Below are 13,300 nucleotides of genomic sequence, written 5' to 3'. Positions count from 1 at the left end.
GCCGTCGGTGCGGCTAGTCGAAGAGCGCGCTCAACAGCTCGTAGGACCGGCGCCGCTCGGCGTGGTCGTACACCGGGGTGGTCACCATGAGCTCGTCCGCGCCGGTGGCGGTGAGCACGGCGTCGAGCTCGGCGCGCACGGTGGCGGGCGAGCCGACCACGACCTCGTGGCGGCGCGCTGCGATCTCCTCGCGGTCGTCGGAGGTGTAGGGATGAGCTGCGGCGTCCTGCGGGCTGGGCAGGAGTATCCGGTTGCCCCGCGTGCGGCTTAGCACCTTCAAACGCGTTGACCCGGCGAGCCATTCGGCGTGCTCATCGGTGTCCGCCGCGATGACCGACGCGCTGACGAGCACCTGCGGCTCCGCCGCCACCGGAGAGGGCCGGAAGGAGTCCCGGTAGAGCTGGACGGCGTCGAGCCCTCCGGGGTTGAGGTGGTGGGCGAAGGCGTAGGGCAGGCCGGTCGCGCCCGCGAGCTCGGCGCTGGCGGTGCTCGAACCGAGAATCCACACCTGCGGCCGGTTTCCGACCGCGGGCACCGCGGTGACGGCTCCCGCCGCCGGTTCGAAGTAGCCGAGCAGCTCGTGCAGCCGCTCGGCGAAGGGCGCGGAGGTCTGCGCGCCCCGGACTGCGGCAGCGGCACGCGGCGGACCTCCCGAGGCGCGGCCGAGCCCGAGATCGATCCGCCCCAGGTGCAGCGCCTCCAGCGTCCCGAACTGCTCGGCGACGATCAGCGGTGCGTGGTTGGGCAGCAGAACTCCGCCGGACCCGACCCGGATGCGCTCGGTGGCGTCGGCGATCCGGGCCACCAGCACGGCAGGAGCGCAGCTGGCGACGCCCCGCATGCCGTGGTGCTCGGGAACCCAGTACCGGTGGTAGCCGAGCGAATCGGCGAACCGGGCCAGGTCGACGGTGTTGTGCAAGGCCTGCCGCGCCGTCGATCCCTGCACGATCGGCGAAGTGTCCAGAACGGACAACCGCACGGCGTTCCCCTCCCGGCGATCTGGCAACACCGCAATCGTCCCAGACCGCCCTGCCGACGACAGCCGGAGCGGCCCGCGAGGCGCGACGCATGAAGCGACCTGAGCTGCTCCCGGCAGTCGAACATGGCCGAACAGGCAGGTTGCCTGCTCGGCCGGTGCTCGTTTGCTCAGCTCACGGGCTGCGCCTGCTCGGCGGCGGTGCTCGGGAGGCTGTGGGCGGAGATGTCGCCGTAAGCGGTGGTCGCGCGGATGTCGAGCTGGGCGTCGGCACCTTCGGTGTTCATGAGCGCGTTGCGGATCCGGCCCTGGGAGGTGCCGGCGTCCAGGCAGGCCGAGACGCCGTGGGCGGCACCGACGGAGATGGAGCCGGACTCGGTGCGCAGCACGACTGCGCCGCGCACGGCCTCCGCGATGCGGATGTCGCCCTGCTGGTTGCTGATGTCGGCAGGGCCGTTCAGGCGGCCGACCGAGATGTCACCGGCATGTGCGGTGAGGCGGAGGCTCGCGACCTCGTCGAGCGCGACCGTGCCGTGCGCGCCGTCGAAGGCGACGTCGCCGAGCCGTCCCGCGGTACGAAGCTCGGCGGCGGCGGCCTTCGCCTCGACCCGCGACCCGGCGGGCAGCTCGACCGTCACCTCGATGCACCCGGACGGGCCGAGGATCTGGGGCTTCGTCGGTGCCTCGATCCGCAGGACGCCGTCGCGGTATTCGACCGTGGTCTGCTCCGCCGCCTTCACGTCGCGGCTCTTCTCGGTGTTCACCGGGAGGATCTCGACCGTGGTGTCGGCTCGGTCGGCGGCGATGAACCGGACGCATCCGGCGGGGACGTTCAGGAAGGCGGAGATCGGGGCGGGGGTGTCGAAGTTCTGCATCGTGCTCTCCGTTCGGTCGTTCCCGCTGGCGGGGCGCTTGTGGTGGTTGTGATCGATTGCCCGGTCACTGAAACCACGATCGCCTGCCGCGCTGACACGGAACGGCCACCGCGCTGACACGACCGCTGACATGGCGACGCCCGCGAGTCGCGACGGGCGAACCCGCGGGAACGGTGCGGATCAGGGAACCCGAACGCAGCTGGTGCGTCAGCGAGTTCCCGCTGGCTGCGGCGCGATGCGGAACTCCAGGGCGGTGCGTTCGTCGGAGACCTCGGTCGCGCTCTGGAGTTCGAGGCCGGTTTCGGCCGCCAGGGCGGTCAACTCGTCGACCGTGCGCTCCCGGCCGCCGAAGCACATCAGCATGAACAGGTTGATCGCCGTGCTCGTGCCCGGTCCGAGCACCGGCTCGATCACCACCACGGTCGCGTCCGGTGCCGCGGCCCGGCGGCACCTGGCGAGGATCTCCCGCGCCTGGTCGTCGTCCCAGTCGTGCAGGATGTCGGACAGGACGTAGGCGTCGGCGCCCGCGGGCAGCGGGTCGAAGAAGCTGCCGGGAACGGCGTCGGCCCGGTCGTCGAGCCCAGCTGCCGCGAACCGGTCGGCAGCCGCGGCGGCCGTCGGCGCCAGGTCCAGCACCTGGCCGCGGACGGCGGGGTGGGCGCGCAGGATCTCCGCGAGCAGGTTCCCGTCACCGCCGCCGACGTCGAGGACGCGGGCGAAGCGGCTCCAGTCGAAGCGCGCGGCGATCTGCGCGGCCTGGGTCTTGAACCGCCAGGACATCTGCGCGTCGAACGAGCGGCGCAGGTGCGGGTGGGCGTCCAGGTCGGCCCAGAAGTCGCGGCCGTACCGGTGCTCGTAGGCGGGAGCGCCGGTGGTGATCGTCCCGAGTAGTTCGGCGAAGGCGAGCTCGGCGCGCCCGCCGGCGCTGTTGATGTCGAGCAGCGGCTTGATGCCTTCCGGGGCGTCCTCGCGCATCTGCAGGCCGAGCTCGGTCGGCCGGTAGCGGCCCGCGTCGAGTTCGAAGACTCCGGCGGAGACCAGGTGATCGAGCATCAGCCGCAGCGCGGGCGCGGCGGTCCCGGTCCCGGCGGCGAGCTGCTCGGCGGTCGCGCCCGCCCCGCCAGCGCGTTCCACCAGGCCGAGCGTGGCGGCCACCCGGATGGCCATCGGTGTGGCCAGTTCTGCCATGGCGAGGATCGACGAGCCCACCAGCCGAGGCTAGCGGAACTTCCGCCGGTTTTCGGCCGATCGCGCGGGGCAACCTGATCAGTACCGTCCGCGTCTTGTGGTGGGAAAGGGGATCGTCGGCTGAGAGGCAGTGATGTCGAGAAGGAGCGCAGCGGTGATGGCCACCGCCGTGGTCGCGGTCGTCGGAGTGGCCGGTACCGCGCTGGCGGAGGGCGGCTGGACCGGTGAGGAGTTCCCGGGCCGGCCCGACATGGCGTCCTACGTGAGCACCGTGTCCAGCGGCGGCGGGGCGACCTGGGCTTTCGGCACCTACAGTCCGCCGGGCTCGCCGGTTTCCACCACCGCGCAGGGCTTCCGGCGGCAGGACGACGGGCGCTGGGTGGAGGTGCCGATGCCGAACATCGGGCAGGTCGCGTCCTCCGCGGTGACCGGCCCGGACAACGCCTGGGTGGTCAGCCAGTTCAGCAAGTTCAGCCGAGGCGCGACGCTGCACTGGGACGGGCGGGCCTGGACCGAGGTGCCGCTGGTGGTGCCGGACGCGCCGCGCATCTCGCCGCGCGACGTCGCAGCCGTCGGGCCCGACGTGTGGGCCATCGGCAGCGCCTACCGCGATGGCGAGGACCCGCTGTCGCGGAGCTTCGCGGCGCGCTGGGTCGACGGCGGCTGGCAGGGCGTTGCGCTGCCGCCCGAGACCGACGACCAGGTCTTCACCAGCATCGGTGGCGCGGCGGCGGACGACCTCTGGATGGCGGGCACGACCGCCGGGCGGCCGCAGCAGCTCGTGTCGATGCACTGGGACGGTGCTCGGTGGAGCCACGTGCCGATGCCGCCGCTGGACACGGCGCAGTCCGACTACCTCACGGTGCACGACGTCGCGGCCTTCCGGCCGGACGACGTCTGGCTGTCGGCCACCCAGACGCCCTACGACACGCCCGAGGCCAGTCGGCCGGTCCTCATGCACTGGGACGGTGCGGAGTGGACGCGGCGGGAACCGCCGGTGCCGGTCGGCAAGCTCGGTGAGCTCGTGCAGGCCGGGGGAGCGTTGTGGAACCTCTCCCCGGACGCGCTGCTGCGCTACGACGGAACCGGGTGGCAGCACGTCGACGGGCCGCCGGAAGGCGCGCTCGGCAACGGGGCCGAACTCCCGGACGGGCGCCTGGTCGGCACCGGCAGCGGGGGCGACTCGTACAAGCCCCAGCCGTTCGCCGTCGTGCAGAGCCGCTGACCGGTCGACGCCGAGGACCGCCGCGGCCCTCGGCGTCGCCTCACGCTGACCAGAGCTCTTCGGCCCGCTTCCGCAACGCGCGGGCGACGGAGTCGAATCCGGCCTTGAGCCACGGGCCCATCGTCTCCAGCATCGCCTCCGCGTGCTCGCCGCTGAACGTGTTGACGGTGCGGTAGCTGCAGCGGTTCTCGCCGAGCGGCTCGATCCACTGGTCGCGGACCGAGAAGATGCCGGGGATCTCCTCGCCGGTGTCGTAGCGCAGGTGGTGCGGCGGTTCGACGGCGCGGATGTGCTCGCGGCTGACGAACGTGCCCGCCGAGCCGTCCGCGTTCGGCAGGGTGAGCGCGATCGGTGATCCGATCTCCAGCGAGGTCTCCACGTGCACCGTGAAGGGATTCCACCGGTCGTAGCCGGGATAGTCGACGAGCACGTCCCACACGAACCGGGCGGGCGCGCCGATCTCGACGGTGACCGATTCGATCGTGGTGTGGCCGGGCGGGGTTGGCGCAGTGCTGCTCATGCCGGCATGTACTCGCCGCCGTTGACGTCCAGCGTCGCTCCCGTGACCTCGGAGGCGTGGCGGGACAGCAGGAAAAGCACCGGGCCCGTGCAGTCCTCGTCCGTCGGGATGCGGCCGAGCGGGTTGCGCGCGGCGATCTCGTCGTAGACCTCCTGCTCCGAAATGCCCCGCTGCTCGGCGGTCATCTTCAGGTGGAACCGCACGCCGGGTCCGTCCAGCCAGCCCATGGCCGCCTGGTTGACCCGGATGCCGTGCTCGCCGAGCTCCAGCGCGAGCGAGCGGGTCGCCGCCGTCATCGCCGCTTTGGCGACCGCGTAGCCGCCGTCGCCGCGCATCGGCTTGCGGGTGGTCATCGTGCCGATGTTGACCACCGATCCGCGGCCGGCCGCCCTCATCTGCGGGACCACGGCGCGGGTCATGTTCAGGGCGCCGAACAGGATGATGTCCATGGAGCGGCGGAGGGCCTTCTCCGGGGCGTCGAGCAGGTCGCCGAAACCGGGGTGGCCGTAGGCGGAGTTGACCAGCCCGGTGATCGCGCCGAACCGCTCGACGGCGGCCGCCACCAGCGCGTCGGCCTCGTCGGGCTTTCGGACGTCGCAGGAGACGCCGAGCGCTTCGCCGCCGAGGTCGGTGATCCTCCGCACCTCCTGGTCGACCACTTCCGTCGACCGGGCCGCCAGCACGACCTTCGCGCCCTGGGCCGCGGCACCTGCCGCCAGCCGGGCGCCCAGTCCGGGGCCGACGCCGGAGATGACCACCACTTCGCCGTCGAGCATCATGAGAACCCTTCCTGGTAGAACGCGAAATCCCGGCTCAGCTGCTCGGGCGAGAGCCCGAAGTCCGCCGCGGTGTAGGAGTGGGCCGCGTGCCGCTCCCGGCGATCGCGCTCCACATAGGACTCGAACGCGGCGTCGTCGGCCTCGTCGGCGGGCAGGCCCAGCGCCTCCAGCACGCGGCGGGCGCCGGCGACCGGCTCGGTCAGCATGGTGTCGAACCGGACGTCGACGAACCGCTCCGGCCGCTTCGCCCGCACCGCGCCGAAATCCCGCAGGCAGGTGGCGAACCGCTCGCTCCAGTACCGGCCGATCGCAACGGGATCGGTCGCGTCGCTGTACTGCGCGGACATCGTGCGCACCATCGAGGCGTAGGACGGCACCGCGCGCAGCGGCGAGCGGTGCGTCATGACGATCCGGCAGCCGTCGAAGGTGTCCAGCACGGTGTCCACCGCGGTCAGGTGGTGCGGCGACTTCAGCACCCACCGCTTGCCCGCCCGCGCCGGGTCCTGCCACTGCAGCACCTGCAGCCACTGGCGCAGCTCCGCGTAGGCTTTGCGCTGGTCGGCGGCGCGCAGCCAGTCGCCGTAGCGGGGCACCCAGTAGAACGAGTCGAAGCTCATCGAGGTGAACGACCGGTCGACGAGGATCACCTCCTCCTCCGGACCGTCCCACTGCACGGTGTGGATGTCGCCGAAGTCCGGCGAGAGTTCCAGGAATGCCCGCATGCGCTGCTGAGCGCGGTGCTTGCGCTCGGGTGCGTCCGGTCCTTCGCCGGGGAACGGGACCGGGTAGGACGTCTCCCAGGACAGCGTGGCGGTCAGCTTCGGCGAGGTGGCCAGCAGCCGGTGCAGCAGCGTCGAGCCGGTGCGCGGCAGGCCGCAGATCACCCCGGCCACCACCGGCTCGACGTCGAGGATCTCCGGGTGCTCGCGTTGCAGGGCGCGCAGCCGCAGCCGGTCCACCAGCAGCGCGGTGAGCCTGCGGCGGGTCATCTCCGCGCCGAGCCCGGACAGCCGCGCCTCCTCGTTGAGCGCGCTCACCAGCACTCCGAGGGGTTCGAGGAACCAGTCGTCGCCGAACTCGGACAGTCCGGCCTTGTCCCGCGCGGCGGCCAGCAGGTCGTCGACGTGCAGCTGTGCGGTCATCGGCTCTCTCCGGTGCTCGGCGGGACGCGTCCGGCTGCCAGCGAGTCCAGGTCCACCACCCGGCATCGCGGGATCGGGTGCTCGTCGGCCCCGAGCCAGCGCAGCAGGGCGGTCCCGCTGCGGTGGTCGCAGGTGTCGATCCAGTTGCCGACACCGGGATCGCGGGCGCGACGACGATCGTCAGCTGCCCGTCGTGCAGGGTCGCGGTGTGCTTGTTGACCGAGATCCGGCGGCGGTGGTCCAGCGATTCCATCCACCAGTTGTTCAGCTGGAAGTTCCAGTAGGGGCAGTCCGGCACCGCCACCTCGATCAGCCAGGCCTGGTCCGGCCGCAACGTCCAGTAGCCGTGCAGGTAGTGGATCTCCGGGTCGCCGCCGGCCCGCTGGAACATGTTCTGGCCGAAGTCCGGCAGCTCGTTGGGCCGGGTCATGAACAGCTCGGTCCAGCCTGCGAAGGTCGCCGCGGTGCCGTGCGCCGCCAGCGCCGCCCGGCGCAGCGCAGCGGTCATGAACTCCGGCGTCAGCGGCGGTGGCCCGGCCGGGGCGCCGATCCGCTCGATGTGCCACTGGCCCGGTGTTTCGGTGGCGCGGTCCAGGTAGGTCTGCCGCACCACCAGGCCGGTGGAGTCGGGCGCGAGCGGGAGCCAGTTGCGGCCCTGCTCGGTCGCGCTGGCGATGATCTCGACGGTGCCGTCCGGCTCGACGACCAGGTCGGCGTCGGTCAGCTCGCCGGTGGAGGCCATGGTGCCGTCCCTGGCGTACCGGTTGGCCTTGGAGCCGATGCTGAAGTACGCGATGCTGCCGCGCCGCCCGGTGATCCGGTAGCTGCGGTCGCCGCGGATGTTCGCCGACAGGTACACGTTGTCCGGGTTGTCGGCGCCGATCTTGACCAGGTCCAGCTCGTGCAGCCGGGGGAAGTCCGGGTCGGCGTTGTCCACGCAGGTGTAGAGCATCTCGCGGGTGAGGCGGGCCAGGTAGCGCAAGCCCTCGGCGCGGTCCAGCGGGGTGTCCGGGGCGCTGTCGCGCAGCACCACCTCCCCGGCCTTCTCCAGCGCCCGGCAGAACTCCCGCCAGCCCGCCTCTCCGCGATTTTCAGTGGTGGTTGCGTTTTGGGGTTGACCTTGCGTTTTCGGGGTTTCTTGTGGCTGGGTCGCGTCACGGTCCCCTGAGGTGCGGTTGGGCGGGGGTGGAGCTGATGCGGGGTTGCTCATGACGCCTCCAGCTAGAACGCGTTCTAGCTTCACGCTACGCGAAGGAGAGCGTTGGTCAAGACTCCCTGCGGCGCTCATCGCGCGGAGCCTCACGAGAACCGCGTTGGTCTGGAGTGCTTGGTCGGTTCGTTGGCAGAACCGCTGAACGCGGAGCCCTGGCCCGGGGACGGTTGGGGCGTGCCCCCGGGCCGCGGGGCTTTGTCAGCGGTTGTAGACCGCGACGTAGTCGACCAGCATCGGGTGGCCGGGTTCGGTGGTTGCGGTCGGCGTGGCGAAACCGGCGTCCTTGTCCGGGAAAGCTCCGCCCATCGCCACGTTGAGCAGCAGGAAGAAGCCCTCGTGGGAGGTCATGTTCGCCCACGCCTGCGGGTTGATCTGCGACTCGCTGACCGAGTGGAACTGCTGGCCGTCGACGTACCAGCGCAGCTCCTCGACCTCACCGGTGCGATCCCACTCGAAGCGGTAGGTGTGGAAGCCGCCCTGGCAGGTCTCGCCGGGGCACGGGCTGCTGCCCGCGATGCCCTCGGTCTCGTTGCACGAGCCGCCGGGGCTGACGTCGCAGTGCAGGACGCCGTGCGTCTCGTTCTTGCCGTTGACGTTCTCCATCACGTCGAACTCGCCGATCCCGGGCCAGTTCCAGTAGTTCCCGCGGTACGGCGAGCCCAGCGCCCAGAACGCCGGCCAGTACCCGAGCGCGGCCTCACCGGTGGTGTTGGGGACCTGCAGGCGCGCTTCGATGCGGACCGCACCGCCTTCGGCGGCCTTGAAGTCGGCCCGCTGCGTCTCGATCCGCGCCGAGGTCCAGCCACCCGCGCCGTCGCGCAGCGGGGTGATCCGCAGGTTCCCGCTGCCGTCCTGGGCGAGGTTGGCCGGGTCGTCGGTGTAGGTCTGGATCTCGCCGGTGCCCCAGTTGGCCGGACCGCCCGGGTAGGAGGTGCCGGTGTCGACGATCCAGTCCTGGGAGGGCGGGGCGCCCGCACCGCCGGTGAAGTCGTCGCCGAAGGTGAGCGTCCAGCCGTCCTCCGGCGGCGGGATGTCCGCAGCGGCGGGCGGGATGGTGATGGCGGCGATGCTCACGCCGATGGCGAGGGTGGTGGCGGCGATGCGGCGCCGCGTCTGCCGTGTTGTCACGTGGTCCTCCGCGGTGGTGTGTCCGGATGCTTCGGTGGAACACGGCTGCCCGGCCGGGCACCGTTCACCGTGCGGCAGAAGGCGTAGTGCGACTGGGCCGATGGGGTGCTGGACCCGCCGTCGCGGGCGCATCGTGCGAACCTGGGCTCTCCGGGATTCGAACGGGGTGCCGACATGCGCAGGACGATCGTGCTCATGGCTGTCGTGGGGGCGTTGGCGCTGGCCGCGGTCGGCTGCGGGCCGTCCGCGGAGCAGGTCGACTTCCACGAGTGGAGTTCCGGGCAGGACTTCCGGTCGGGTGCGGCCGAGGGGACCGACGTCGTCGGCGACGGCATCCGGATCGGCGACCCGGTCGGCACCGTCCAGCACCCGTCGCCGGACGGCGGGACCAGGGACTACGACTACGCGAGGTGGACCTCGCCGCCGCACCGCACCGGCTTCGCCGCCACCCAGCTGGTGACCTCGTGGAACGCCTCGACGCCGCCGGGCACCTGGGTGCAGGTGGAGATGCGGGGGCGCACCACCGGCGGCGCCGACACCGGCTGGTACGTCATGGGCCGGTGGGCATCGGGAGATGCCGACATCCACCGGACCAGCGTCGGCGGCCAGTCCGACGCGCACGGGACGGTCAACGTGGACACCTTCACCGCGAACCCGGGCGAGGAACTGGCCGGGTACCGGTTGCGCGTCACCCTGCACCGCGCCGCAGGCACCTCGGCATCGCCCTCGGTGTCGATGGTGGGCGCGATGACCTCGGCGGTTCCCGACCGGTTCGAGGTCCCGGCTTCGGAGCCGGGCGCGCGCGGCGTCGAGCTGGCGGTGCCGCGCTATTCCCAGAACATCCACAAAGGACATTTTCCGGAGTACGGCGGTGGCGGCGAGGCGTGGTGCAGCCCGGCTTCCACCGAAATGGTGGTGGAGTACTGGGGCAAGCGCCCGTCCGAGCAGGACCTCGCCTGGATCGGCGCGGACCACCCGGACCGGACCGTGGACCACGCCGCCCGGCAGACCTTCGACCACGCCTACGACGGAACCGGGAACTGGTCGTTCAACGTCGCCTACGCCGCCACCCACGGCTTGAAAGCGCACGTCACCCGCCTGCGCTCGCTGACCGAGGCCGAGGAGTACATCCGCCGCGGGATCCCGCTGATCACCTCGCAGTCGTTCCGCGCCGACGAGCTCGACGGCGCCGGCTACGGCACCGAAGGCCACATCCTGGTCGTCGTCGGATTCACCGAGGACGGCGACGTCGTCGTCAACGACCCGGCGTCCTCGGACGATCCTTCGGTGCGCAACGTCTACCCACGCAGGCAGTTCGAGAACGTCTGGCTGCGCACCAAGCGCCACGACGCCGACGGCGAGGTGGCCAGCGGCTCCGGTGGCATCGCCTACGTCATCACCCCGCCGGGCCACGCCTTCTGAGCCGCGGATCAGCGCGGGTTGCGCCAGCGCAGGGTGCGGACGATCTGGTGCGGCCGTTCGCGCGCCGCGCGGAGGGTGAGTTCGGTGGCCTCCGGAGTGCCCGCCCGGATCAGGCGGGTTCCCGGCACGTAGCGGCCGAAGGCGGTGGCGAACGCGGTGGCCTGCGCTTTCGTCGTGCTCGCCGGACGCGGCACCCGCCACGCGTGGTGATCGGTGGCGATCAGCCACCTCGGAGTGCCCAGCGGGCCCATCGCTTCCTCGAAGGCATCGGCCCACAGCTGCGCGGCGTCGTCGTCGACGCCGCTGATCAGCGCGGTCACACCATCATCGGTGGACGTGGTGGTGACCGCAGCGCTCCGCAGTTCCGGCTGGACGGAGGCGGCGAGCCCCGCGGCCACCGCTTCACCGAGCAGACCGGCGGTCTGCTGCTGGGAACGGGTTCTGCCGCGCGCGAAGACGGCGAGCAGCCCGGCCGCCGCGCCGACGGCGCCCGCCAGCGCGACGGCGGTCGGCAGTTGCGCGGACACCGAAGCTGCCGCTGTCGCCGCGCTGCCCAGCACAGCCGTGCCCGCACCGGCGCGTCGCCAGCCTCGGCGCCGGATCCGCACCGCCCGTCGCCTGCGCCGCGGCGCGAACCGCAACTCGCTGGTCGCGACGCCGTCCGCTGCCACGTTCGCCCAGTCGCGCAGGGTTCCAGCGCGATCGGCGACCAGCGCTGCGCTCTCGTCGTTGATGGCAGCGTGCTGGTGCGCGGGCGGAGGAGTCGCGTCAGCGGCGCGAGGGTGGACCTTGCGGGCACCTGTCACGATGCCGCCGTCCCCGTCCGGTCCCCACCAGCGGGCGTGGCGGCGGCGGAACCTGCTCCAGTCGCCGTGCGCCGTCGGGTGCGCGATGACCACGTCCCACAGCGATGCGACCTCCTCCGGAGCGTCCGGGTCGATCCGCAGCGCCCGTCCGCGCAGCTGCGTCGTCGCGGTGGGGCTGGCGACTTCGGTGAGGTCGAGCAGCACGTTGAGCCCCGGGTAGTTCCAGCCCTCGCCCACCAGCCCTCGGGTCGCGACCAGCGTGTGCGCGGCCCCGTCCTCGAGTGCTGCGCGCGCGGCGCGAAGCCAGTGCGCCGGTTCCCACGCCGCACCGCGGCCGACGAGCTCGACGGCAGCGGGGATGTCGCAGCCCCGGGAGTCGACCCATCGACCGTCCGTTGTGGACAGATTGATCGCGCGCTGGATCCGGTCGGCGCCCAGCGCGTCGCACCACGCGCCGCGCCCGGTCACGCAGATGACGCCGCGCTGCACCACCTCTCCCGCTTCGCACACCGCGGCGAGCACCCGTGCGGCGGTTCCCGCGTCGGTGCCGAGGGAGGCGCGGAGCGCGGCGGGCGGGCTCGTGGCCTGATCGCGTTCCACCGCGACCAAGGCCCGCATCCGGTCGCCGCGAGCAGCGGCTTCGCGGGCGAGGATCTCACCGGCGGCGCGGCCCTTCGCCGAGGAGCGCGAACACACGATGTCCGCGGTCGATCGCGTCCAGCGGATGCCCGCAGCGGTGAGGGCGACGCCGTGTCTGCGCAAGATCCGCGTGAGCTCCTCGCGAACCGGAGGCGGGACTGCGCCGTCGGGGGCGTGCAGCCAGGCATCGGCGAGCAGCAGACGGTCGTCCAGCGACAGCGGCGCTGCGACGTCGGCCTCCGCCGGTGGGTCGAACCCGGCGGGCAACGCCATGCCCCGGGCCGACCACCACCTGGCCACCGCGGCGGCGAGCAGCGGATCGCGATCCCAGAACTGGTCCCACCCGGCGGTCACGCGCTCCCGCGAATCCGCCGCCGCGGACTCGATGTGCGCGACGGCCCAGGTGATGAACGGATCGTCCAGGAGCACCGGGTCCAGCTCGACGGCGAAGGAATCGGACCAGGTGTCGAGGAACGCGGCTTCCGAGGGTTCCAGCTCCGCGACGCGCACTCCGTCGCGCCACGGCGCGACACCGCCCTCCGCGACCATCGCGGCCAGGTGCAGTTCGGCGTCCACCGGGCCGAGCAGGCCCGCGTAATTCAGCTTCTCGCGGGCGGTGTCAGGATCGGGCAGCGTCGCGGTGAGGCCGATGACCGCCACCGGTTCCAGCCGCTCCACCAGCGCGTTCACCACCAGCGCCCACCAGTCGAGCAGGTGGTGGCACTCGTCGAGCACCAGGCAGCCGATGCCCAGCCCGGCGATCCGGTCGATGAGCGCGGCGGGCCCCGGACCGAGCAGCTGCTCCGGGCGCAGCCCGGCGTGCTCGCCGGTGCTCAACGACCGGCGCAGCGCGCGCACGTGCCGGTTGAGCTCCCGCTTGGCGCGCGCCGGATCATCCCGTTCGACCGTGCTGATCCGCTCCGCCGCAGCCTCCGCCCCGACTTCCGCGGCGACCTCGGTGGTCCAGAGCCGTCGGGCGGCCTCCCTCACTTCCTGTTCGGCCGCACCAGGATTGCCCAGCAGCTGGTAGGTCACCGAGTGCAGCTGCGCCGGGCCGTCGAGGCCGGTGCTGGCGAAGGTGTCCGGATCACCGCCGAACAGCGCGACGGAACTGCGCCACTGGTCGCGGATGGCGGTGGTCGGCGAGAGCACGAGGGTGTGCTCGCCGAGCCTGCGGGCCAGTTCGAGCCCGATGAGCGTCTTGCCGGAACCCGGCGGCGCGCACAGGAGCCACCGCCGGTCGGTGACGTGCGAGCACAGCTCGAGCAGGTGCTGCTGAGACTTCCGCCAGGTGAACGTCGGCGCCAGGCCGGACCAACCGGTCACCTCGAAACCCGCATCCGCACCGCGCCAGCCTAGTTCTCCAGCTGGCGCTCGTCGTCCAGCC

General features: G+C 72.2%; 13 protein-coding genes. 5 read left to right on the top strand and 8 right to left on the bottom strand.

Going from position 1 to position 13,300, the window contains the following annotated elements; translation table 11 throughout:
* Positions 1 to 13 precede the first annotated feature (13 nt).
* The 3 genes from ATL45_RS35795 to ATL45_RS35785 all read right to left on the bottom strand — a co-directional run bounded on the left by ATL45_RS35795 (position 14) and on the right by ATL45_RS35785 (position 3,060).
* Positions 14 to 979, bottom strand: a complete 966-nt coding sequence (locus ATL45_RS35795) for an LLM class flavin-dependent oxidoreductase (RefSeq protein ID WP_093154833.1) — start codon at positions 977 to 979, stop codon at positions 14 to 16.
* 167 nt (positions 980 to 1,146) lie between these two features.
* Positions 1,147 to 1,851: a DUF4097 family beta strand repeat-containing protein gene (locus ATL45_RS35790; RefSeq protein ID WP_093154836.1), complete on the bottom strand. Its 705-nt coding sequence runs from the start codon at positions 1,849 to 1,851 to the stop codon at positions 1,147 to 1,149.
* A gap of 207 nt (positions 1,852 to 2,058) precedes the next feature.
* Positions 2,059 to 3,060 carry a methyltransferase gene (locus tag ATL45_RS35785; protein WP_211841373.1) on the bottom strand — a complete coding sequence of 334 codons (1,002 nt, stop codon included), beginning with the start codon at positions 3,058 to 3,060 and terminating at the stop codon, positions 2,059 to 2,061.
* Positions 3,061 to 3,196: 136 nt separating this feature from the next.
* On the opposite strand from ATL45_RS35785, the gene ATL45_RS35780 reads away from it, so the two are divergent.
* Positions 3,197 to 4,264: a hypothetical protein gene (locus ATL45_RS35780; RefSeq protein ID WP_246025739.1), complete on the top strand. Its 1,068-nt coding sequence runs from the start codon at positions 3,197 to 3,199 to the stop codon at positions 4,262 to 4,264.
* 40 nt (positions 4,265 to 4,304) lie between these two features.
* Here ATL45_RS35780 and ATL45_RS35775 read toward each other — a convergent pair whose 3' ends face one another.
* The 3 genes from ATL45_RS35775 to ATL45_RS35765 are packed head-to-tail and all read right to left on the bottom strand — an operon-like array spanning position 4,305 to position 6,705.
* Positions 4,305 to 4,784, bottom strand: coding sequence for an SRPBCC domain-containing protein (locus ATL45_RS35775; protein WP_093154841.1), 480 nt, complete (start codon positions 4,782 to 4,784; stop codon positions 4,305 to 4,307).
* Positions 4,781 to 5,563: an SDR family oxidoreductase gene (locus ATL45_RS35770; RefSeq protein WP_093154843.1), complete on the bottom strand. Its 783-nt coding sequence runs from the start codon at positions 5,561 to 5,563 to the stop codon at positions 4,781 to 4,783. Before ATL45_RS35770 ends, ATL45_RS35775 begins: the two co-directional genes overlap by 4 nt.
* Positions 5,560 to 6,705, bottom strand: a complete 1,146-nt coding sequence (locus tag ATL45_RS35765; protein ID WP_170210441.1) for a sulfotransferase family protein — start codon at positions 6,703 to 6,705, stop codon at positions 5,560 to 5,562. The genes ATL45_RS35770 and ATL45_RS35765 overlap by 4 nt, the downstream gene beginning before the upstream one ends.
* Here ATL45_RS35765 and ATL45_RS39430 point away from each other — a divergent pair.
* From ATL45_RS39430 to ATL45_RS39880, 3 genes are all read left to right on the top strand, one after another.
* A complete protein-coding gene (locus ATL45_RS39430) occupies positions 6,696 to 6,989 on the top strand; it encodes a hypothetical protein (RefSeq protein WP_211841372.1) in 294 nt (97 codons plus the stop codon). The genes ATL45_RS35765 and ATL45_RS39430 overlap by 10 nt on opposite strands.
* A 105-nt stretch (positions 6,990 to 7,094) precedes the next feature.
* Positions 7,095 to 7,304: a hypothetical protein gene (locus ATL45_RS39425; protein WP_211841371.1), complete on the top strand. Its 210-nt coding sequence runs from the start codon at positions 7,095 to 7,097 to the stop codon at positions 7,302 to 7,304.
* A 21-nt stretch (positions 7,305 to 7,325) separates the two neighbouring features.
* Positions 7,326 to 7,529, top strand: coding sequence for a hypothetical protein (locus ATL45_RS39880; RefSeq protein ID WP_246025738.1), 204 nt, complete (start codon positions 7,326 to 7,328; stop codon positions 7,527 to 7,529).
* Between the two features lie 587 nt (positions 7,530 to 8,116).
* On the opposite strand, the gene ATL45_RS35755 is transcribed toward ATL45_RS39880, so the two are convergent.
* Positions 8,117 to 9,046 carry a glycoside hydrolase family 16 protein gene (locus ATL45_RS35755; protein ID WP_246025737.1) on the bottom strand — a complete coding sequence of 310 codons (930 nt, stop codon included), beginning with the start codon at positions 9,044 to 9,046 and terminating at the stop codon, positions 8,117 to 8,119.
* A 174-nt stretch (positions 9,047 to 9,220) separates the two neighbouring features.
* Between ATL45_RS35755 and ATL45_RS35750 the strand changes: the two genes are divergently transcribed.
* Complete coding sequence (locus ATL45_RS35750; RefSeq protein WP_093154976.1) at positions 9,221 to 10,468, top strand: C39 family peptidase; 1,248 nt, start codon at positions 9,221 to 9,223, stop codon at positions 10,466 to 10,468.
* An 8-nt stretch (positions 10,469 to 10,476) separates the two neighbouring features.
* Here ATL45_RS35750 and ATL45_RS35745 read toward each other — a convergent pair whose 3' ends face one another.
* On the bottom strand, positions 10,477 to 13,239 hold the full coding sequence (locus ATL45_RS35745; RefSeq protein WP_093154851.1) for a DEAD/DEAH box helicase family protein: 2,763 nt from the start codon (positions 13,237 to 13,239) through the stop codon (positions 10,477 to 10,479).
* Between the last annotated feature and the right edge of the window lie 61 nt (positions 13,240 to 13,300).

This window comes from Saccharopolyspora antimicrobica, assembly GCF_003635025.1.
GTDB classification, from domain to species: Bacteria; Actinomycetota; Actinomycetes; order Mycobacteriales; family Pseudonocardiaceae; genus Saccharopolyspora; species Saccharopolyspora antimicrobica.
The sequence above is the reverse complement of the archived record's forward strand: the minus strand, read 5'-3'. Positions and strand labels throughout refer to the sequence as shown.